Below are 21,612 nucleotides of genomic sequence, written 5' to 3'. Positions count from 1 at the left end.
GCGCTATTAACCGGCTCTATAACCGCTCCTAGCTTGACAGTGGACAGCAGCAAGTCCCCTTCCGCTTATAAGTTCTCTGGAAAAATTAGCGAACAAGACGTTACGTTCGAGTATCAAAAAGGTCAAGAGTTAAAAGTCGCCTATACCGGAGATATTTCTTTAGCTGACCTGTTGAAAACTGTTGGCGTGACCGACACCCAAGGAAGCGCAATATTAACGGGTGCGATCAACAATCCCAGCTTGACAGTGGACAGCAGCAAGTCCCCTTCCGCTTATAAGTTCTCTGGAAAAATCAGCGGACAAGACGTTACGTTCGAGTATCAAAAGGGTCAAGAGTTAAAAGTCGCCTATACCGGAGATATTTCTTTAGCTGACCTCTTGAAAAAAGTAGGAATTACTGTAGAAAGCGAAGTTGCTATTTTAAACAACTCTATATCGGATGCCAGTTTAAAAATTAGCAACTTAAGTGGCAAAAATACCAGCTATAAACTCACGGGAAACATCAGTAAAAAACCGATTGACTTGGAGTTTTCCAAAGAACAAATTAAAATCACCTATCAGGGAGAGACCTCCCTAGTTGATATCTTCAAAGGAGTTCCTGGTGTAGAAACAATTGCGACAGCATTATCCGTACCCATAACCAATCCCAGCTTCGGAATAGGGAAACTTGATACCCCCAATAAAACTTATGAAATCTCTGGAATTGCCAACTTTAACAAGGGCAATAACGGTCTCGCAGAATTTATTGACAAAAAACTGAAAATTCCACAATTAGACCTAATCACAAAGGTAGATTCAAACGGAGCCAGCCTCAAAGGAAAGTTTAATATAGATAGTCCGCTGTTTGGAGATAAAAACTCGCAGACAGACTTCAGTGCCACCCTCACCGACGCCGCCTTGGAATTAGCAGTTAGAAATGCGACAGCAAGTTTTGGTATTGAGGGAAATGTCCTCCTCAAAAACTACGATCCTGTCCAAAAAAATGAACCAGAATTAAAGCTTTTTGGCCAACTTCGTTTAGAGCCAACTTCACTCACAGCAAGCTTTCAAGTAGGTTCAAGTACGCCTTGGAAAGAACCCTTTGGTTTGCGTAACTCAGAACTCCGAAATTTATCGTTTCAGCTTGGCGGCAGTTATGTAGCCCCCTACATTGATAATATTGGACTCCTTGCAGATTTAAAAGTGGGTGGCTTGGATGTCAAGTCTGCTTTATTCATAGCTCCCAAAGCACCCGATAAATTTGGGATGGAATTAACGGTCTATCAACCAATTGGCTTGGTGGACATTTGGTCGGTGCCCCTTAGTGTTGTAGGAGTTGATAACTCAGGTTTTGTCGGAAAAACCAAGAACTTTTTGAAAGATGTCTTAGATGTTACTATTGTATCTATCGATGGCCCAGATGCAGGTACTGAGCTCGATCCTCTCATCAAGTTTGCGCCGGTGGAAACCACGTTTGCGAAGACTACTTTAACCCAAGGAATTGCCGTCAATGGCAAAGTAAATGCTTGGGGAAAAGAAGCTACTCTAAATCTCGCCGCAAATCCCTTCTCTAGCGCTCCAAGTTTAAGCGGAAATTTGAATATTCCTGAAATTGACTTAGGATTTTTGAAGCTGACAGGAGCAGATGGTTCCACCGATAAGACTTTGAATTTAAAAGTCAACGTAAGTCCAACTGAACAATATCTCAAAGGGGACGGTAAGCTTGTAATTTTTGGGGCTGAAGTTGCGAAAGCGAACGTGGAATTTACAACCACGAGTGCCAAAATCAAGGATTTTGATTTGAATTTAGGACTCGTAGCACTAGATATTAACGATTTTTCAGTTGATATTAAGGAAAAGACGGCGAGTGGATCCGGTGCAGTGAAGATTCTTGGTCGAGAAGTTGCCGGAGCTAAGATAAATGCTGATAGTAATGGTCTGAAAGTTGAAGGAAATCTTGACTTATTTGGGGTCTTATCAATCGAGGAGGCGAAAATTGATATCAAAAGTTCAACCGATATAAAAATCGGAGGGAGAGCCAAAATTTTCGGTCGAAATTTAGGCAGTGCCAACATCAGTCTACAGAATGGCAAGCTAAACGTTACAGGCAGCATAGACATCGATATTCCGCTCGTTGGCAAGGTTGGGGCCAACCTGACGATTACCTCAGATGGTACACCTGATGGTTCCCAGGTAAAGGTAGGTTATCAAGCTGGATCGCTAAAGGGTGACTATACCGTGTCACTAGCTCCGCTCAGAAGTATCGAAGATTTGTTTGACCAAGTGACCGGCGCGGCCCTGGGTGCAGTCACAGATGTTGTAAATGGTGCCATTAATGACGTTGTGAATGGATTTAATAGTGCTACATCAGGTGTACTTGATACCTTCAATAAGGTAGGAAGAGCTTTTGAAAATGCTGCCTATGAAGTTGGGAGCTTTTTGGAAACTACATTTTCTAACAATCGCAATGGTAATGATAAAAACAACGAAATTTATGGAGATGATAAGGATAATCGGATGTATGGTCATCGAGGCAATGACAAGCTCGTAGGGCAGGGAGGTTCCGACCAAATTTGGGGTGGCCCTGACGGTGACCAAGTATGGGCGGGGAATGGCAATGACTATGTTTATGGTGAAAGTGGAGATGACAAGCTTCATGGTGAAAATGGAAATGACGAGATATACGGGGGTGATAACACCGATGTGATCTACGGTAACCGGGACAACGACAAACTTTACGGGGATTCGGGCAATGACCGCCTCTACGGTGGACCTGGTAAAGATTCTCTCAACGGGGGACGGGATCAAGACGAGCTCTATGGTGAAGAAGAGGACGATGACCTGCGGGGTGATGAAGGTTCTGACGTTCTTTATGGTGGGGATGGCAAAGACACTCTCTATGGCGGACCAGACCAGGATCGTCTCTACGGTGACGCAGGCAACGATTTGCTTTTAGGTGAAGGTGGTAAAGACGAAATCCACGGCTCTAACGGTGAAGACACCCTAAACGGCGACACTGACCAAGACGTTCTCTACGGTCAGCAAGGTCACGATTTACTCCAAGGTGGAGACGGGGACGATGTTCTCTATGGCGAAGACAATGGAAAACAGGGACAAACTTATAGTGGGTCTTGGGACAATGACACCCTAAACGGTGACAATGGCAAGGATTATCTCTTCGGAGGTGTTGGTAACGATATTCTCAATGGTGGTAAAGATAATGATGCTCTAGATGGGGGAGCTGGCGATGACAAACTTGATGGGGGAACGGGTAACGACTATCTAGATGGTCGAGAAGGCAACGACTCTCTTAACGGCAGCGCCGGTAATGATACGCTCTATGGTAAAGAAGGGAATGACCTTCTTGATGGCTATCATGATCGAGACTACCTCAATGGGGGTGAGGGCAACGATACGCTCTACAGTCATGAAGGCGATGACATCCTGAAAGGAGAAGCAGGAGAGGACTATCTTGCCAGTGGGATTGGTAACGATACCATCGATGGAGGTTCTGGTAACGATACCTTGATTTTGAGGGGTAATAAGGATGACTATACGTTTACCGAGTTAAATTCTTCCAGCGGTAAAAAGTGGCAAATTACTCGTCAAAATAGTGTAAAAGTTGTTATCGACGTTGAGAACTTTGAGTTTGATAATTCGGTGCCAATTCTGAAGCCAAGTAGTTTTGCCGGCCCTTCAGGTAGCAACTCAGGTACTAACCCAGGTACTAACCCAGGTACTAACTCAGGTACTAACCCAGGTACTAACTCAGGTACTAACCCAGGTACTAACTCAGGTACTAACTCAGGTACTAACTCAGGTACTAACTCAGGTACTAACTCAGGTACTAACTCAGGTACTAACTCAGGAACCAAGGTACCAGCAGCATCATATAGCTATTTCCGGGGGGGTGGCAGTCTCTCCAACGGCCATTTAGCAGATGCGACAGTCTTCATAGATACCAACGGCAACTTCAAACCGGATGAAGGCGAACTGCAAACCACCACCGACGACAACGGACAATACAACTTTGACGAGTCGAAAATTGCTGCATTAGATGTCAATGGAGACGGAGAAATTGACTCGAAAGAAGGACAAATTGTAGGAATTGGCGGCATCGACACAACCACCGGCCTTCCTGCAACATTACCCCTAATTTCTCAAGTCGGTTCGGGAACCGAAGCGACAACCACGACACCCTTAACCACCCTCCAAGCAGTTCTTTCAAGCCAAGGAATTGCGGCGGAAGAAGTCGAAACTTTGCTCGAAAAAATCTCAGGACTTCCCTTAGCTTCCCTCTCTCAACCCTTAGACAACTTTGACCCCTTCGCCGCTATTGGTAAAGATGACACCACCGGCATTAATATTGCCTCTGGTCACATCAAAGTAATGAACTTGTTGCTCAATGGCACAGCATTCCTCAAAGCGGCAAAATATCAAGGTTCAGATGCGGAAATTCAGGTGATTGTTGCCCTGGGTGAAGTATTGCAAAAGGTTGACACCTTTGACTTAAGCAAGGGCGATGACCTGCAAAAACTCTTTACTCAATTAACCGAAAAACACAATCTCTCTATTGCCAGCGAACCTGTAACAGCAGTCGCCGAATTAGTTGCCCAAAGCAACCACTTAGTTGACGACTTAGTAGGACAGGCGCTGACTCGTTCTGTTTCAGATGTTCTACCCAGCATCAGCCCGATCAAAAAAGCCGTCTATAGCACCCTACCCGAAGTCACCCAACAGCTAATCGAAGGAAAAATTACCGCTCAAGAATCCCAAACTCAACTCCAAGAATTACTGAAGGCAGACACCTTCTTAGTGCAGTACGCACTGAACGAAAAGCGTACTGTGAAAGTAACCGCCAGCCCAACCATCACTGAAGGCGATAGCAACAGCCAAGGACAATTTACCATCGCGCTGGGTGAAGCTGCCCCCGCTCAAGGGCTGAAAATCCTCTACACCCTCTCCGGTACTGCCTCTCTGGGACAAGATTACAGCACCAAAGGCGGTCAATTTGGGGAAATTAACATCGCACCCGGAGAAACTGAAGCTGTTATCGACCTCTCGGTGTTAGACGATACCCTCCCAGAAAAGCCGGAAGCCTTAACCCTCAACCTCAAATATGTCGGCACTGGCTACGCCCTCGACCCGGTGTATAAAACTGCTGTCCTGCAAATTGCCGATAACGACCAACAGAACAGCGCTAATAGCCAAAAGGAGAAGCCCCAAACCGGAACCTTCGGCAACGATACCCTCACCGGAACCGAAGGCGACGACAATCTCTCTGGCAATGAGGGTAACGATGTCCTGCAAGGACTAGCAGGTAACGACCAACTGACGGGCGGTGCTGGCAGCGATACCGTGGTAGGTGGAGAAGGTAACGACAAATTAGAAGGAAACTTCGGTGCAGACATCCTCCAAGGCAACGCCGGAGATGATGTGATGGCAGGCGGTGCAGAAAACGACACCCTGGAAGGAAATGAAGGAAACGACCAACTGCAAGGAAATGCCGGCGATGACCAACTGAAAGGAAACACCGGAAACGACTTACTAGAAGGCGGTCTCGGCAACGATACCCTCGAAGGCAACGAAGAAAACGATTGGTTAGTGGGTGACGCGGGACAAGACATCCTCACAGGCGGTGCGGGTGTGGACTTACTCAATGGCGGAGACAGTGCCGATGTCTTCTACTTCAACGCACCCTCCGACGGCGGCGACTTAATCCTCGACTTTGACCCCACCCAAGGAGATAAAATCCAAATCTCCGCTACTGGGTTTAATACTAAATCCCTAGCCGACTTTAGCGTCCTAGCTGGGACTCTGGAATTCAAGGGACAAGAAATCGCGCTGATTCAAAACAACGGACAAACCTACAATAACTTTCCTAACTTAGGTGAAATCCTTGAAATTGTAGACGCACCCACAGCACAGTCTGCCAAGGCTGGGGCTGCGGCTGAAGTGCCCACTCAAGCCACCCCCAGTGTTGCGAATCCCGATTTAGTAAAAAATCCAGAAAAGACGATTCTTGATGACATTATCAAGCGGGGTCAAATTAAACTCGGCACGTCTTCTTCTGGGTCAGAATTTGACTTTGAATTTGTCCGTACTTTGGCGGCAGCGTTATTTGGGGATGCTAGCAAAGTAGAACGGGTAACAACCACGTTTGAAGAAGCCTTTGAACAGGTAGCGGATGGGAATGTAGACATCGCTGCTCAACGCTCTACCCACTACCTAGGAGCGGATGCAGAGGATAACATCGATTTCAGTCCAATTTACTTCTACGATTACCAAGCGGTCGTCGTTCGCAAAGATAGCGGCATTGAGAATGCTTTAGACCTCCAGAACCGTACCATTGGCCTTATTGAAGGCACTAACTCATTAGACGATTTACAAAATCAATTAAGCCCTGAAGGGGTTAAGTTTACACCCAAATTGTTTGACACCCTTGAACAAGTTGTCGCCGCCTACGAGCGAGGTGAAATTGATGCCTACGCCACTGACCGCGCCCTGATTCTGGAGCGCCTCGCTGACCCAGAAAATCACCGTCTGTTAGACGTAGAATTCTCCAAAGAACCTATTGCCCTGGCCTTACCAGAAAATGACTCGCAATGGGCTGATGTGGTGCGCTGGGTTAATTACGTCCCGATTCAAGCGGAAGAATTTGGGATTAGCTCTGAAAACATTGACAAAATTATTGCCGCTAATACTGATAAGAATCCGAATAATGACTCCAGTCCTGCGATTCGTCGTTTCCTGGGCTTAGAAGACGATTTAGGAGCTTCTCTGGGGCTTCCCAATGATTTCGCAGTAAACGTTATCAAACAAGTTGGCAACTACGCAGAAATATACGATCGTCACTTCCCTGGGGTAGATCGCGATCGCAATCTCCTCTGGAATGAGGGAGGTTTGTTGTATTCTCCACCGTTCTCTGGTACTAAGGTTGATGCGACTTTAATTGATAACGACGATCGCAACCTGCTGGCAGAAGTAGTGCAGCGCGGTACCCTGAAGCTAGGACTTCCCGGTAACAACCCCGGCTTTGCCGTGAAGCAAGCGAATGGCGAATATGTGGGCTTTGATGTTGACTTAGGACGTGCTATTGCTGCGGCTTTATTTGGCGATCCTACTAAGCTTGAAATTGAGGTTCAGTCGTTTAAGGATAGTTTCGCCAATACTGCTAATGGTGTGGTTGATGTCTCAGCAATGGGAATAACTCAAAACCTTGTGCGCGATGCGAGTTTGGGTGTTGATTTTAGTCCGACTTATCTTTACACCGGACAAGGTGTTTTAGTCAGGGATAATAGCGGTATAAGCGTTTTACCGGCTCTCAATGGTCGCCGAGTTGGTATTTTGGAAGGAGCCACTTCTTTACAAAACCTCCAAGATTCTTTAAGCAAATACGGGGGTACGTTTATCCCTGTTAAGTTTGCAACCAATGATGAAATGTTTGCAGCTTACGACAAAGGAGAAATAGATGCTGTCTCAAGTGACCTGACTATTATCAGTGCCCGAATTCCTACCTTATCCAATCCCGCACAGCATCGGATTCTCGATGAAGTTCTTTCTAAAGAACCTTTGGGCTTAATAACTGACGAAAATCAATCCAAGTGGGCAGATGTAGTACGTTGGGTTTATAATGCCTTAGTTCAAGCAGAAGAATATGACATTACTTCAGCCAATATTGAGGAGTTAATCACCCAGAATACTGACGACAACCCCGCGAATAACTCTAACTCCGCCATTCGACAATTCTTAGGGTTGGAAGGGAATATAGGTGAAGCGCTAGGTTTGCCAAAGGACTTTGCTGCGAAGGCTATCAAAGCAGTAGGGAACTATGGAGAAATGTACGAACGTCATTTCGATTCCAACGTTTTGCGTCGCGACAGTAACGCACTTGCTGCTGACTTTGGCTTGCAGTATTCCCTGCCTTTTTCTGGTACGACTGGGAACAATACAGTCATGAGCACTGAAGGCAATGACTTACTCAATGGCAACTCCGGCGACAATTCCCTCAATGGTAATCAAGGGAACGATACTCTCTCTGGCGGTCAAGGCAATGATACTCTGTGGGGTGGCAAAGGCAATGACTTGGTTTCTGCTGGCAAAGGCAAGGACATTCTCTTTGGCGGTAAAGGCAGTGATACTCTCAATGGAGATGCCGATGACGACTTGCTCAATGGTGGCAAAGGCAATGACATTCTCTTTGGCGGTAAAGGCAATGATATTCTCAATGGAGGTGCGGGTGACGACTTGCTCAATGGTGGTAAAGGACGCGATACTTTTGTTTTAACGCCTGGAAATGGAACTGATACGATCGCAGATTTTACTATGGGCCAAGACTTATTAGAATTAGCAGGCGGCCTCAAATTTGAGCAGTTAACTATTACCCAAGGTACAGGCACTCAAGCCCGGGATACCCTGATCCGTCTTGTTAGCACTGGGGCAGTTTTAGCATCTCTGACTGACTCATCAGCTAGTTCTATTACTCCGGCAATGTTCACTTTAAACTAATAACGAACTTTCATAAAAAAGAAGGAACAATGTATTTTTCCATTGTTCCTTCTTTCCGAGTTTCCGATGAGTCAATCTACAGCTTGACTTCGATATCTACGCCGGCTGGCAAATCCAGTTTCATCAAAGCGTCAATTGTTTTGGCCGATGGCTGGTGAATGTCGATGATGCGGCGGTGCGTGCGGGTTTCAAAGTGTTCGCGAGAATCTTTGTCTACGTGGGGCGATCGCAGCAAGCAGTAAATCCGCCGTTTTGTCGGTAGGGGAATCGGGCCGATCGCTGTGGCTGCTGTCCGATTTGCTGTATCTACAATCTTTTCGCAGGATGCGTCTAGAATTCGGCGATCGAAAGCTTTGAGGCGGATGCGAATTTTTTGTTGTTGAATTGTTGCCATTTTTGTTTCTTGAATTTTCGAGGTTCAGTTTATTTTTAGTCATTAGTCATTAGTCATTAGTCATCAGTCATTTGTTATTTGTTATTTGTTATTGAACATTTAACCCATAACTACTAACAACTGGCCACTAACCTATAACTACTCACTACTCACTAAATAGCAGAAAAGCCTATTGACATTTGGCGGCTTTTCTGCTATTTAAGCTGTTATGCGAGTCCTACTTGAGGATTTTGGAAACAACGCCGGCGCCGACGGTGCGGCCGCCTTCGCGGATAGCGAAGCGCATTCCTTGTTCGATCGCGATCGGGTGAATCAGTTCAACAGTCATTTTGATCCGGTCACCGGGCATCACCATTTCTGCTTCAGTACCGTCATCAGCCGTGAATTGTGCGATCGTGCCGGTCACGTCAGTGGTACGGACGTAGAATTGAGGGCGATAGCCAGAGAAAAAGGGCGTGTGCCGACCGCCTTCTTCCTTCTTGAGGATGTACACTTCAGATTCAAACTGAGTGTGAGGGAGGATGCTTTTCGGCTTGGCAATCACCATTCCGCGTTCAATATCCGCCTTTAAAATCCCCCGTAGCAGTAGACCAACGTTGTCGCCAGCCAAACCTTCTTCCAGAGACTTAGTGAACATTTCCACACCAGTCACTGTAGTGCTGCGAGTGTCCTTAAGACCCACCAATTCGACTGTTTCGCCGACTTTGATAGTTCCGCGTTCGATCCGGCCAGTGGCGACAGTACCCCGACCAGTAATCGAGAATACGTCTTCAACTGCCATCAAGAAAGGCTTGTCAACTTCGCGTTCTGGGGTGGGGATGTAAGCATCTACTTCTTCCATCAGCTTGTAGATTTTGTCAACCCACTCATTTTCGCCCTTGACAGTCTTGGGATTAGCAAGCATCGCTTCGAGAGCTTTCAATCCCGAACCTGTGACGATGGGGATGTCATCGCCCGGAAAATCGTAAGAGCTCAAAAGTTCGCGAACTTCCAGTTCTACCAATTCCAACAGTTCAGCATCATCCACCATGTCTTCTTTGTTCAAGAAGACAACCAAGCTGGGAACGCCAACTTGCTTAGCTAGCAGGATGTGTTCGCGAGTTTGAGGCATGGGGCCGTCTGCTGCTGACACTACTAGGATGCCGCCGTCCATTTGAGCTGCACCGGTGATCATGTTTTTCACATAGTCAGCGTGTCCGGGACAATCTACGTGGGCATAGTGCCGACCTGTGGTTTCGTATTCCACGTGAGCAGTATTAATCGTAATACCCCGTGCTTTTTCTTCAGGCGCAGCGTCGATGTCGGCGTAGTTCTTAGCCTTTGCTTGACCTAGTGCAGAGAGAGTCATCGTAATCGCGGCGGTCAAAGTTGTTTTGCCGTGGTCAACGTGACCGATCGTGCCGATGTTTACGTGGGGTTTATTCCGTTCAAATTTTGCGCGTGCCATTCTTGATCTGTTCCTTGTTTCTTTTAGCGATTTTAGACTTGAGATTTTAGATTCTAGACTTTGGATTCAATCCAAAATCCAAAATCTAAAATCCAAAATCATTAGTTCCCTTTGTTCTTAGCGATAATGGCTTCAGCCACGTTTCGCGGCACTTCTTCGTAATGGCTGAATTCCATTGTGAAGATGCCTCGACCTTGGGTTTTCGAGCGGATGTCGGTGGCGTAACCAAACATTTCTGCTAGTGGAACTTTTACAGAAACTTTGGCTATCCCCTGATCCGTCTCTTGACCTTCGATCTGACCCCGACGCGAGTTGAGGTCTCCGATGACGTTCCCGATGTAATCTTCGGGAACTTCCACCTCTACTTTCATCATAGGCTCTAGCAGCACTGGAGACGCCTTCATCACGGCTTCTTTGATCGCCATTGAACCGGCGATCTTAAATGCCATTTCTGAGGAGTCTACATCGTGGAAAGACCCGTCTACCATAGTAGCTTTGAGGTCAATCACGGGATATCCTGCTACAATACCTGATTCGCACGCTTCTTTCATCCCTTGTTCTGCTGGGCCGATGTACTCTTTGGGTACAGTGCCACCAACAATTTTGGAGACAAATTCAAAGCCGCTTCCGACTTCGGTGGGTTCTAGTTCGATCACGACGTGACCGTACTGACCTTTACCGCCGCTTTGGCGGATAAATTTACCTTCGGCGCGGACGGATTTGCGAATGGTTTCGCGGTAGGCTACTTGTGGCTGACCCACGTTCGCTTCTACTTTGAATTCCCGCAGCATCCTGTCAACCAGGATTTCCAGGTGCAGTTCGCCCATGCCGGCGATGACTGTCTGGTTGGTCTCTGGGTCAACGTTGACTCGGAAGGTGGGGTCTTCTTCCGAGAGTGACTGGAGGGCTTTGGAGAGCTTCTCCATGTCTTGTTTGGTTTTGGGTTCGACAGCCACCGAGATGACTGGCTCTGGAATAAACAGAGATTCCAGAATCACTGGCGCTCCTTCTTCGCAGAGGGTGTCGCCGGTGAAGGTGTCTTTCAAACCCAAGGCTGCTCCCAAGTCTCCTGCCCGAAGTTCCTCAACTTCTATCCGATCGTCCGCTTTGAGTACAATTAGGCGAGAAACTCGCTCTTTTTTGTCTTTGGTGGAGTTCAGGACGTAGGTACCTTTTTTGAGGATACCGGAGTAGACGCGAACAAAGGTCAGGCGGCCGTAGGGGTCAGCCATGATTTTGAATGCCAGGGCTGACAGGGGCGCGCTGTCGTCTGCAAACCGCTCTGCTGTGTCGCCGTTGGGCAGGAGTCCTTGAATTGGAGGAACTTCCAAGGGCGACGGCAGATAGTCGATGACTGCATCCAACAACAACTGAACGCCTTTGTTTTTGAAGGCCGAACCGCACAACATGGGGACGATCGTACCTTCGACAGTGCCGTGACGCAGGGCCAAGCGGATTTCGTCTTCCGTTAACTCTTCGCCTTCGAGGTATTTCTCCGTGAGGGCGTCGCTGGTTTCTGCTACGGACTCGATCAGCTTGGTGCGGTATTCTACGGCTAGATCCTTTACTTCATCGGGGATTTCTACTTCCTCGATGTCGGTTCCCGTGTCGTTGTTGTAGATATAGGCTTTCATGTGCACTAAGTCTACAATTCCCCGGAAGTTTTCTTCACTGCCGATCGGGATTTGGATGGGTACGGCGTTCGCTCTCATGCGATCGCGAATTTGGCCGTAGACTTTGTAGAAGTTTGCCCCCATCCGATCCATTTTATTGACGAACACGATCCTCGGTACTTTGTACCGATCGGCCTGTCGCCAAACTGTTTCGGATTGTGGCTGGACTCCCCCTACCGAGCAGAACACTGCGATCACTCCGTCGAGCACTCGCATCGAGCGTTCGACTTCGATCGTGAAGTCTACGTGTCCGGGAGTGTCGATGATGTTGATTTTGTAATCTTTCCAACTGGTGGTGATAGCAGCGGCAGTAATCGTAATTCCCCGCTCCCGCTCTTGCTCCATCCAGTCAGTGACTGCTGTTCCCTCGTGCACTTCACCCATTTTGTGAACCATGCCTGAATAGAACAGAATTCTTTCAGTTGTTGTTGTTTTGCCCGCGTCTATGTGGGCTGCGATGCCGATGTTGCGAGTTTTTTCTAGCGGGACGGTACGTGCCACAGCTACCTCCTTAATCTTGTGTTGCTGTTATAATACTATTATACTACACAGTAACCCTATTTTGCACTCCCCAGTGACTTACAAAAGTCTCTGGAGCTTATTGTTACATTTTAATATTTTTTGCAAGATTTGTTTACAAAAATATTAAGGATGCGACATGGAGGATTCAGAGAGTGCATGAATTTTGAGTGCATGAATTTTGATTTTGAGAGTTTTGAGTTTGCTTCACCAATCGCAACTGCGCCAAGAGAAGCAATCTCAACACTCAAAACTTATTACACTTTCCAATTTCTCACCCGATGCTTTTATACCGCACGATCGCGCTCTTCTCCATGCCAGTTGTTGCAGTTAGTAGCGGTAGTGAGCAAAAGCCTTGTTAGCTTCAGCCATCCTGTGAGTTTCTTCGCGCTTGCGAATAGCACTCCCTGTTTCGTTAGCTGCATCCATCAGTTCGTTGGCTAGCTTGGCTGCCATCGAGCGGCCGGTGCGGGCGCGGGCAAATCTGATCAGCCAGCGGAGGGCGAGGGTGGTACCGCGATCGGAACGCACTTCCATTGGCACTTGGTAGGTGGCGCCACCTACCCGGCGGGCTTTGACTTCGACCAGGGGTGTCGCGTTTTTGACTGCTTTTTCAAACAAGTCTAACGGTTCAGCCCCTGTGCGTTCTTGGATGGTTTTGAGGGCGTCGTAGACGATGCTGGAGGCAACGGATTTTTTGCCGTGCTGCATGATCCGTCTCACCATCATGCTTACCAACCGGCTGTTGTAGGTTGGATCTGGTGGAACTGGACGTTTTTGAATAACTGTGCGGCGAGACATAGTTCTATTTGGGATTTTTGATTTTGAATGATTGAGTTTGGGGTTTTGGGATCACATTTCGATTTATGACGATCGAGCGTGCAATTGAGCGGCGCGATCAGATCTATTTTTGCTTCCCAACCCCGACGATCGGGCGAGTTCCGTGTTATTTTTTCTCTTTAGGACGCTTGGCCCCGTATTTGGAACGACCCTGCTTGCGGTCTTTCACCCCAGCGGTGTCTAATGTACCCCGAATGATGTGGTATCTAACTCCTGGCAAATCTTTTACCCGACCGCCTCGGATCATTACTACCGAGTGTTCTTGCAAGTTGTGACCGATCCCTGGGATGTAGGCGGTGACTTCAAAACCAGAGGTCAGCCGTACCCGAGCCACCTTCCGCAGCGCCGAGTTGGGTTTTTTCGGGGTGGTCGTGTACACTCTGGTGCAAACTCCGCGGCGCTGCGGGCAACTCTTGAGAGCTGGCGATTTGGTTTTTTTCTGCGTTTGTTCCCGTGCTGAACGGATGAGTTGCTGAATAGTGGGCATGAGTTACGGCATTTCTAGCTTTTTGCTGAATATAGTGATTTGGCTGTATCCGCACTGAAAGTCCCTTCCCCTCTGGGGGGACGGGATGAATGAAAATAATTATGGGTAAGTGAGGATACCAGACTCTGTATTGTACACGACGCGTGTTTCTTTGGCAAGAAATTTGCGCGACCCGCGCTCAAACTTCCTTCCTTGCTGCAAGTTGGGAGGGGGCGAGCGCAACGGGAGAATGGTATGTGACATCCTATAATTTAGGCGCAACTATGATGATTGTCACAGCCGTCAGCAAAATTTATGACGATCGCAAAAGCGCGATATTGCGATCGAATTACCATTGTGAGGAGAGGCGCATTAACTCCAGCCTGGGATCGCATCACAGTCTATAGCCGATCTACATCACATAAAGTTATCTAAAATTACCGGACAATAAGAAATATACATTGAGTTGACAGCAGATGACAACCAAAGCTTATATTCCTGAATATACAATTTCCGAACTTTACTTGAACATTTGGAAATCCGGTAAGATCGATCGCACTGTGTTCCAGCAAATTCAATACGCAATTAATTCTCACAGTTTAAAAAGTTCAGAGGATCGAAAAATTGTTAGCAGGCTGCTGTATGCAGTACGGCGGGGATGGGTGTCAGTGATGGACTGAGTTGCTTCGGAGTTTTGAGTCAGGGCGCGAGATTGCTTCGTAAGTCCCCGGGCGTAGCTGCGTCAATGAGTTTTGAGATTGCTACCCACTTGCCATCCACAGATCACAACACACACGGGGTGCAGGAGTTGTGAGCTAAAATCTCATCCATAAAATTTAGAGGACTCCCAAATAGATCCACCCCTGTGGAAAGGCAATATTAAGGTAAAAGGATAGGGTATGTTTAATTCTACAGAACTTCTGATCGAGGCTTTCATCGAACAACTTCAGAACGGTTACAGCCGCACTTACGGAGGCTACAAATCAGACTATGCTGACATTATTGCCTGGGTGGGGGCAATGGCGTTAGAAAACATCGCCAACAGCGACGCTCTTTATCACAATGTAGAACACGCCATTTGCATTAGCTTAGTCGGTCAAGAAATCTTGCGGGGAAAACACATTCGCAAGGGCGGAGTTTCCTGCGAAGATTGGCTGCACTTCATCATTTCTTTGCTGTGCCAAGACATCGGATATGTCAAAGGAGTTTGCCGGCAAGACCAAGAATCAGAAGGATTGTATGCTACAGGAAAAGATGGCATGAGAATTGCACTTGCTCCCGGTGCAACGGCGGCCAGCCTAGCTCCTTACCGAGTTGACCGAGCTAAATTGTTTATTGACGAGCGCTTCGGCAACCACAAGCTAATTAATGCTGAGATAATTAAGCAGAACATAGAACAGACTCGTTTCTCGGTGCTTGACGGCAACACTGACGAGGATGCAGTTAATTACTCTAGTTTAGTTCGCGGTGCTGACTTGATAGGTCAGCTCAGCAACCCGCAATATTTGCAGAAAATTGGCGCGCTCTTTTACGAGTTGGAAGAAAGCGGTGCTACTAAACTTTTGGGCTATCGACATCCGGGCGACTTGCTGCAAAGCTACTCTAAGTTTTACTGGAGCGGGATTTATCCTCACATCAGTGAATCTCTCGGTTACTTGCAGTTGACGCAGGAAGGCAAACAGATTGTTGCTAGTTTGTACGCTAACATATTTCGGATGGAACACCAACGTTGCGATTCTTCTGAGGTTGCTTAATTGCAAAAGTGAATTCAGCAGTCAGCCGTCTGTTGTCAGTTGTCATTGGTTATTTTTAGGTGCTAATAACTAACAGCTCATAACGAATAAAAAAGCACAAATTACCAATTACGGAAGTGTATTGCATCCAAATCAACTAATTTCTTCCTCCATTTCTGAATGATATCTGGGACACAACCAATTGCTGGGTACCAAAGAAGGCCATCCCTCCCGTAGCGCTTCCAAACAAACCGCACGCACAGTTAATTGACAGTCAAGCAGTTCTACCCCAGCTTTTTCAACTTGCTTTTTGCCAATTTTTAAAATCGATTCATCGCTAAATTCAAAGGTTTTGTGACACTGAATGCAAACCAGATGGTGGTGGTGGTGCAATTCGGGAAAATTCAGTTCGTAATGTTTGTGTCCTTCTGCTAATTCTAGTTCACGCAAAATTCCTATCCTGGCTAATAAATGCAGCGTTCGGTAGACAGTAGACAAGCCTATTCGTTCTCCTTTATTCTGCAATGTCTTGTATAATTCTTCCGCACTTAAATGATTGCCTTGCGGTAGATTTTGAAAGACACTCAAAATAGTTTCTCGCTGGGGAGTCAGGCGGCAGCCTCTTTGGTTGAGTTCGACTTTGAGTGAGTTAGCACTGTATAAATTCATGTCGGAAAAAATAAAATAGTTGAACGAGGATTGTCATGGATTATCTGTTATTTATTCGTGCTATTTTTTAGAGGCTCCTCAAGTATATTTTCCGTGATAATCCATATAAATCTAGACTCCCCCTTTAGTCCAGGGTAATCTGCTAGCCACCTATCCCCTTTGCTAAAAGTGGAACTGAAAAAGTTGTTTTCGGTATTTCTGCGTAATTTTTGTGAAGTTTATAGCAATGTTGCGGATAAGCATTGATAAAACAAGTCTTAGGTTCAAAGTCAGTCAGTGCAACCGCATCTTCAGTACAAGCAACGCACGGGCGCACTGTAAATGTGAGGCGGTAGTCGTTAGTAAAAAAATCCCAATAACAAGGAATTGGATACAAGCCCTTGATTTGATGCACTCCTTCTGGCAATGTTACGGACAGACTCTACAAAAATAATCAAAGTGGCAATACATAACTATTAGAAAAAGACAGTCATAAACCACCAAAATACATAGCTTTGGCCACCAACAAGAAGGTAGCGACACCCAGCAAAACTAGGCGGATGCCCAAGATGGTGGTCATTTTGTCTGCGTCTTTCCATGTGTAGCCAAAGAAAAAAGTTCTTGCTTCGAGGGTGGCTGGCCCTTTGAGGGAGTAAAAGATGCCGCCGAAGCCGAGAAAGAGGTGAATCGCCCTAACGGGGAAGTACGGATAGTATCGACAATTTTGCCTCCCGCACCCCCGCCCAAGCCGAGTCTGGCTAGGTTTGGCAACAACATTAAGCCTTGTTCGTACATGGGCAATTCTGGGTTAAAGCGGAAAAGCTCCAATAGGGTATAGGCTCCCGCCCAGAAGACGATGAGGCCGGCATGGGCGACGTGGGTACCGAGCAAACGGCCCGAAAGGTTGATTAAGCGGGCGTTGCCGACCCACCAGGGAAATGATTTTCCTTCGGCTGGGAAGGATTTTGCCATGCTGGTCACGGCGATTTACCTCTTGAGAAAGATGTCAGTGGAGTTTTAAGCGATCGCAGGTTATTGATATAGATAATCAACAATTTTAGTATTTTAGTCAAGGGGTATTTGAGAAAAATTTTCACTGATTTGAGTTCTGGTATGTAAATCAGTAGGAAAAAACATCGTTTTATCACGATTATGACTGTTTTTGGCGCTTGATCGGAGTTGGGCCTCTCGTTAGCAAAAATAGCAGCTAAAAGAATACCTCTAAATTTATTGATAAATAATATTATTAAAGAGTATTATGGCTAGAGTATTGTTTAAGTAGCTATCGAATCCTCTCGAAAAAGACAAGGTGGAAAAAGAAATCCGGTACTTTCCTATGGACAAGCTTCTCTAAAAGTACGGTTAGAGGCAGGGCGGTTTCATTCTCACGAAAATCGCGATTTTGTAGGGGTAGTGCTACCCCTACTCCCCGTGCCTACCCCCCACAGACGATTTCACAGTTTCAGACATGGGGGCAGCCACGGGGGGCAGCCCCTACAAGAGAATGAAACCGCCCTGCGGTTAGAGGGGGGTGCAGGATTGTTTTTTTCCAAATCAAGAGAGTTAATGGCTACTTGTTGACATATTCACTCAAACTCCAAACAAGCAAGCCTGAGAGCAAATGCTCTCAGGCTTTTCTAGCGGGATTTTTAACTGCTTGTTGCATCTGGCGGGCTAGCTCAAGCAGAGGATTTGGTTTCTTCAGCTACTTGTTCGTTGTTGGGTAACTCCAGGCAATAACCAGCCCCGTATACGGTTTTGATGTACCGAGGATGGCGGGGATCTGGTTCCATCTTGGTTCTCAGGTGTCTGATGTGTACACGAATAGTTTCGATGTCGTCGTCGGGGTCGTAACCCCACACTTCTTTGAGAATTTCGCTGGGAGAGACTGTCTGACCGTGGCGCTGAAGCAAGCAGTGCAGCAACTCAAACTCTAGGTGGGTCAATTTGACTGTCTGAGCGTACCAAACAGCTTCAAACCTTTCGGGGACAAGGGTCAGCGGGCCGTAATTCAGAATTTCGGAGTGTTTGGCCGCTTGGGGAATGCGGTCTGTGCGCCTTAGTAGAGCTCGCACTCGGGCTAGCATCTCTTCTAGTTCAAAGGGTTTTGTCAGGTAGTCGTCGGCGCCGGAGTTGAAGCCTTCTACTTTGTCTTGAGTTTGACTTAAGGCTGTCAACATCAAGACGGGAATGTCTGAGGTGCGCTCGTCACGCCGCAAACGCTGACATACGGTGAATCCGTCTACTCTAGGCAGCATGAGGTCTAGGATGATCAGGTCGGGGAGCAGTTGTATTGCTAGTGCCTGACCTTTGATGCCGTCTTCTGCCTGGGTGACTTCATAGCCAGCCATTTCTAGGTTGACGGCTACAAGTTCGGCGATCGCCGCGTCATCATCAATAACAAGTATCCGGGGCATCATTATTTATCTCACCGCTAACCGAATGGCAGATCCTACAGCCTTCTGGGGGTTCCAGGTAACTTTAACGAACAATTTTTTAATTTTAAGCTTCATTAAGGATTATAAGGTTGATTAAGAACTTTCGGGGCTCTGTAAATATTCTTGTACTTATTATAAGCGATAAGATCGCATATCAGAAAACTGTTTACCCCAAATCTGGCTGGGGACAGATTTTTTGGTCGGAAAGAACAGCCTTAACTTTTGCAGGGTGCGCCTGGGGCTTCACACGATCGCCCTACCGGTAGTCGGCGTTTTGCATAACCCTGTTAACCGTTAACTGTAATTTTTTTAAGTTAGTTAATTTTGCTTATAAAATTTTTGTGTTTTTTGAGAGGGTAGGGCTTGCTTTTTTCGGGTATTGACCGTATTATTAAATAATAATAATATGAGTATTTATAAAATAAATAAACGATATTGCCATTATTAAATGATATCATATAAAAGTCAAATAATCAATCCCGCAACCTGACAATTTTTGGTCAAATTTTTGCCTGTGGGGCTAATTTTTTTCTCGCCCTGGCATCAGCAAAACAACCGATAACAACCGCTTGCATACATACCTACTGAGGGCGAGTTTGCTATCCTTCTGGCTGACTATTTTTGTTGGGAACACTCCCCTTAGAACTTAATTTTTGGAAATAAAGACCGCCGATGGTGGCTAAGAATATTGTGTAAGTGGCTGCTTGGACGAGATAAAGTCGATCTCTGTATCCAAATAGTGCTTTGAGAACGACTCCCGGAAATTCCCGATCGGGCAAAATCTCCGCTGCATTCCACACCATCGGCCCTAAAATACAAGAGTGGAGTGGTGCGAGGCGATCGTAATAAACACAAATCGCTGCATACTTGCTATTCATCTGCGACAAAATCCCAGCGGCTTGGTCAAAATGCTTGAGTGCAGATACTGCCAAACCTGCCACGATTAACAACAACAAAATCCCCATAAACTTGAAAAACAGGCGGATATCAATTTTGACACCCCACTTGAACAGTAGCGCGCCAATGATTGCCGCCCCAGTCAAACCGCCCAAAGCACCTAAAGCGGGACTCAAACCTTGTTGAAATTGAGCGCTGACAAATATAACTGTTTCAAAACCTTCGCGTAGTACCGCAATAAAAATTAAGCCAAATACGCCCCAGCCGGCATTGCTATTTTCTGTCAAAGCGGCTGTAACTGCTCCTTCAACTTCTGCTTTGAGAAAGCGAGCTTGCTGAGTCATCCAAATTAGCATCCAGCTTAGCATTGCGATCGCCACAATTCCCAACACACCCTCTAATAGCTGTTTAATGACTGGTGCGTAAGGCTGCTGGGATGTTGATAGTGCTGCGAGCAATCCATTGAATATAACACCCACAATACCGCTAGAAGCAATGCCGGCTGCGACACCTGCATAAACCCAAGAATTGAGGTTACTTTGCTCGGCTTTTTTGAGGCAAGCTAGTACAATTCCGACGACTAAGGCGGCTTCTACGCCTTCGCGCAGGGTAATTACAAAAGTTGGTATGGCTTCACTAAAATTCATTTTTTATAATCATGGGGCATGGGCATAGGGCATTGGTCATTGGTGATTGGAAATAACCAATAACCAATCACCAATAACAACTAACTAATGATTAAATCAACTATAATCCCGCAGCATTTTTTTCAGTTCTACTTGGTGCAATTCTTCTTGTCCAATTAGATTTCGGGCATATTCTTCCAAATAAACGCTGGAGTCTGTCACGACTTCAAGTAAAGATTTATACTTCTTGAGCGCTTTTTTCTCGTGATTTAAACTTTCTTCCAACAAGTCTTTCACCGAGTGTTTGTAGGTTTCTTCGATGGGAGCAATTTTCTGACTGGGGTGTCCCTCTAAACCGGTGAGAATTTCTCCTGCTTGTTGGGCGTGGAGTAGAGATTCCGTTGCTTGTGCTTTAAAAAACTGCACGATGGGAATCCGGTTTGGCCCTGTCACCATTAGTGAATAGTGGGTATAGCGCACGACACCTGCAAGTTCCCATTCCATGATGGTGCATAGCAGTTCCTGGGTTTTTTTCTCGTCAAGTTCTTTCATTTGTTGTTTTAGAGGTAGAATGCCTTAGAGGGCGCTGTTTATAATAGCACATTTAAGTTAAAAAGGAAAAGTAAGGTGCTGATGGCGTGCCTTACCGGAGAGATGTTGTATGTGAGCTAGGGGTTAACTTCTAAGGTTCATGTAGGATCAAACACTACAGTAAACTTAGCGACTGGTGCTGCACTGTTACTGCTGCTAGTTTCGGAAGATTTCAGCAGATTTGGCAAAGCAGTTTCTTGGGCGTAATCCTTGGCTGATTGATTGAGTGGCTGGAAATTGCCGTAGCTTGCGGGGCGGAACGCCATCGCCCCATCTTGACTTGTACTGACTCGATAGACTAGATTTTGATTAAAAGTAGGGCTAGTTTGCCAACTTCGATCGATGCGATCGTACAGTTTCAGAGTTAACTCATCTAGTTTTACGCCGTAATTTCTGCTGTCTGATTTGTTCCATCTACCGCCTAAACTTTCTGCTGGGCTGCTGATACAGGTACAGCTTGGAGAGTATTATCTGTAGCCCTACTTGCCATAGCCGTTTCAGTAGACATATTAGTGAAAGGTACAACCTCTGGAGACTTGTCAGGCAAATTTTTGGGGTTGTCAACAGCTAAACTGGAATTATTTGCAGCCGGAAGCGGACTGTTACTCGCAATAGCTGGTTAGGCCACCCCTTAGCAACAGCATTAGCGGGATTTTGCCTCTCCATTGTCAAAGACTTGACATGAAAACCGCGAAACATTTATTTTTGGCTAACGCGCGGGAGCATCTCAATGAAAGCAGCAAAGCTAAAAATTGGAGTTTGGAGGCAGGAGGCAGGCATTGGTCACAAGTTAAGCCTGTATGCCAGTTGTCAAGGGGATTTGAGAAGATGTGTCAAAGAAAAATTGGTTTTT

15 protein-coding genes and 1 pseudogene are annotated in these 21,612 nt (G+C 46.4%); 4 read left to right on the top strand and 12 right to left on the bottom strand.

The genetic code is table 11. The features are described 5' to 3' along the window. The first annotated feature begins 39 nt into the window (after positions 1 to 39). Positions 40 to 8,487, top strand: a complete 8,448-nt coding sequence (locus QUB26_RS12170; RefSeq protein WP_333318171.1) for a transporter substrate-binding domain-containing protein — start codon at positions 40 to 42, stop codon at positions 8,485 to 8,487. 76 nt (positions 8,488 to 8,563) lie between these two features. On the opposite strand, the gene rpsJ is transcribed toward QUB26_RS12170, so the two are convergent. From rpsJ to rpsL, 5 genes are all read right to left on the bottom strand, one after another. Beyond that, the gene (gene rpsJ, locus QUB26_RS12165; protein WP_006632193.1) at positions 8,564 to 8,881 is read right to left on the bottom strand and encodes a 30S ribosomal protein S10; all 318 of its coding nucleotides are present in this window, start codon (positions 8,879 to 8,881) and stop codon (positions 8,564 to 8,566) included. A gap of 217 nt (positions 8,882 to 9,098) precedes the next feature. Further along, positions 9,099 to 10,328: an elongation factor Tu gene (tuf, locus tag QUB26_RS12160; protein WP_242724596.1), complete on the bottom strand. Its 1,230-nt coding sequence runs from the start codon at positions 10,326 to 10,328 to the stop codon at positions 9,099 to 9,101. A 101-nt stretch (positions 10,329 to 10,429) separates the two neighbouring features. Beyond that, positions 10,430 to 12,502, bottom strand: a complete 2,073-nt coding sequence (gene fusA / locus QUB26_RS12155) for an elongation factor G (protein ID WP_333318169.1) — start codon at positions 12,500 to 12,502, stop codon at positions 10,430 to 10,432. Between the two features lie 348 nt (positions 12,503 to 12,850). Continuing rightward, complete coding sequence (rpsG, locus tag QUB26_RS12150) at positions 12,851 to 13,321, bottom strand: 30S ribosomal protein S7 (RefSeq protein ID WP_006632196.1); 471 nt, start codon at positions 13,319 to 13,321, stop codon at positions 12,851 to 12,853. Between the two features lie 145 nt (positions 13,322 to 13,466). Next, positions 13,467 to 13,847, bottom strand: a complete 381-nt coding sequence (rpsL, locus tag QUB26_RS12145; protein WP_006632197.1) for a 30S ribosomal protein S12 — start codon at positions 13,845 to 13,847, stop codon at positions 13,467 to 13,469. Positions 13,848 to 14,083: 236 nt separating this feature from the next. On the opposite strand from rpsL, the gene QUB26_RS12140 reads away from it, so the two are divergent. The 3 genes from QUB26_RS12140 to QUB26_RS12130 all read left to right on the top strand — a co-directional run bounded on the left by QUB26_RS12140 (position 14,084) and on the right by QUB26_RS12130 (position 15,580). Beyond that, positions 14,084 to 14,233: a hypothetical protein gene (locus tag QUB26_RS12140; RefSeq protein WP_333237234.1), complete on the top strand. Its 150-nt coding sequence runs from the start codon at positions 14,084 to 14,086 to the stop codon at positions 14,231 to 14,233. A gap of 69 nt (positions 14,234 to 14,302) precedes the next feature. Continuing rightward, positions 14,303 to 14,506 (top strand): hypothetical protein, encoded by a 204-nt coding sequence (locus QUB26_RS12135; RefSeq protein WP_333058222.1) that lies wholly within the window; start codon positions 14,303 to 14,305, stop codon positions 14,504 to 14,506. 219 nt (positions 14,507 to 14,725) lie between these two features. Beyond that, on the top strand, positions 14,726 to 15,580 hold the full coding sequence (locus QUB26_RS12130; protein ID WP_333318167.1) for an Npun_R2479 family HD domain-containing metalloprotein: 855 nt from the start codon (positions 14,726 to 14,728) through the stop codon (positions 15,578 to 15,580). A gap of 132 nt (positions 15,581 to 15,712) precedes the next feature. Here the strand turns inward: QUB26_RS12130 and QUB26_RS12125 are convergent, their stop codons facing one another. The 7 genes and pseudogenes from QUB26_RS12125 to QUB26_RS12095 all read right to left on the bottom strand — a co-directional run bounded on the left by QUB26_RS12125 (position 15,713) and on the right by QUB26_RS12095 (position 21,306). Beyond that, positions 15,713 to 16,228, bottom strand: coding sequence for a transcriptional repressor (locus tag QUB26_RS12125; RefSeq protein ID WP_333243095.1), 516 nt, complete (start codon positions 16,226 to 16,228; stop codon positions 15,713 to 15,715). A 472-nt stretch (positions 16,229 to 16,700) separates the two neighbouring features. Then, positions 16,701 to 17,179: pseudogene (locus QUB26_RS12120) on the bottom strand (chlorophyll a/b binding light-harvesting protein); the annotation flags it as partial. A 707-nt stretch (positions 17,180 to 17,886) separates the two neighbouring features. After that, on the bottom strand, positions 17,887 to 18,624 hold the full coding sequence (locus QUB26_RS12115; protein ID WP_333053479.1) for a response regulator transcription factor: 738 nt from the start codon (positions 18,622 to 18,624) through the stop codon (positions 17,887 to 17,889). 620 nt (positions 18,625 to 19,244) lie between these two features. Further along, the gene (locus QUB26_RS12110) at positions 19,245 to 20,189 is read right to left on the bottom strand and encodes an FTR1 family protein (RefSeq protein ID WP_333318165.1); all 945 of its coding nucleotides are present in this window, start codon (positions 20,187 to 20,189) and stop codon (positions 19,245 to 19,247) included. A gap of 96 nt (positions 20,190 to 20,285) precedes the next feature. Continuing rightward, on the bottom strand, positions 20,286 to 20,720 hold the full coding sequence (locus QUB26_RS12105) for a ferritin-like domain-containing protein (protein WP_332954961.1): 435 nt from the start codon (positions 20,718 to 20,720) through the stop codon (positions 20,286 to 20,288). A gap of 137 nt (positions 20,721 to 20,857) precedes the next feature. After that, the gene (locus QUB26_RS12100; RefSeq protein WP_333318163.1) at positions 20,858 to 21,025 is read right to left on the bottom strand and encodes a hypothetical protein; all 168 of its coding nucleotides are present in this window, start codon (positions 21,023 to 21,025) and stop codon (positions 20,858 to 20,860) included. A 155-nt stretch (positions 21,026 to 21,180) separates the two neighbouring features. Continuing rightward, positions 21,181 to 21,306: a hypothetical protein gene (locus QUB26_RS12095; protein WP_333237244.1), complete on the bottom strand. Its 126-nt coding sequence runs from the start codon at positions 21,304 to 21,306 to the stop codon at positions 21,181 to 21,183. Positions 21,307 to 21,612 lie beyond the last annotated feature (306 nt).

This window comes from Microcoleus sp. B4-C1, from assembly GCF_036705285.1.
In the GTDB taxonomy this organism is placed as follows: Bacteria; Cyanobacteriota; Cyanobacteriia; order Cyanobacteriales; family Microcoleaceae; genus Microcoleus.
Note: the sequence above shows the minus strand (reverse complement) of the source record. Positions and strands in the feature narration are given on the sequence as shown.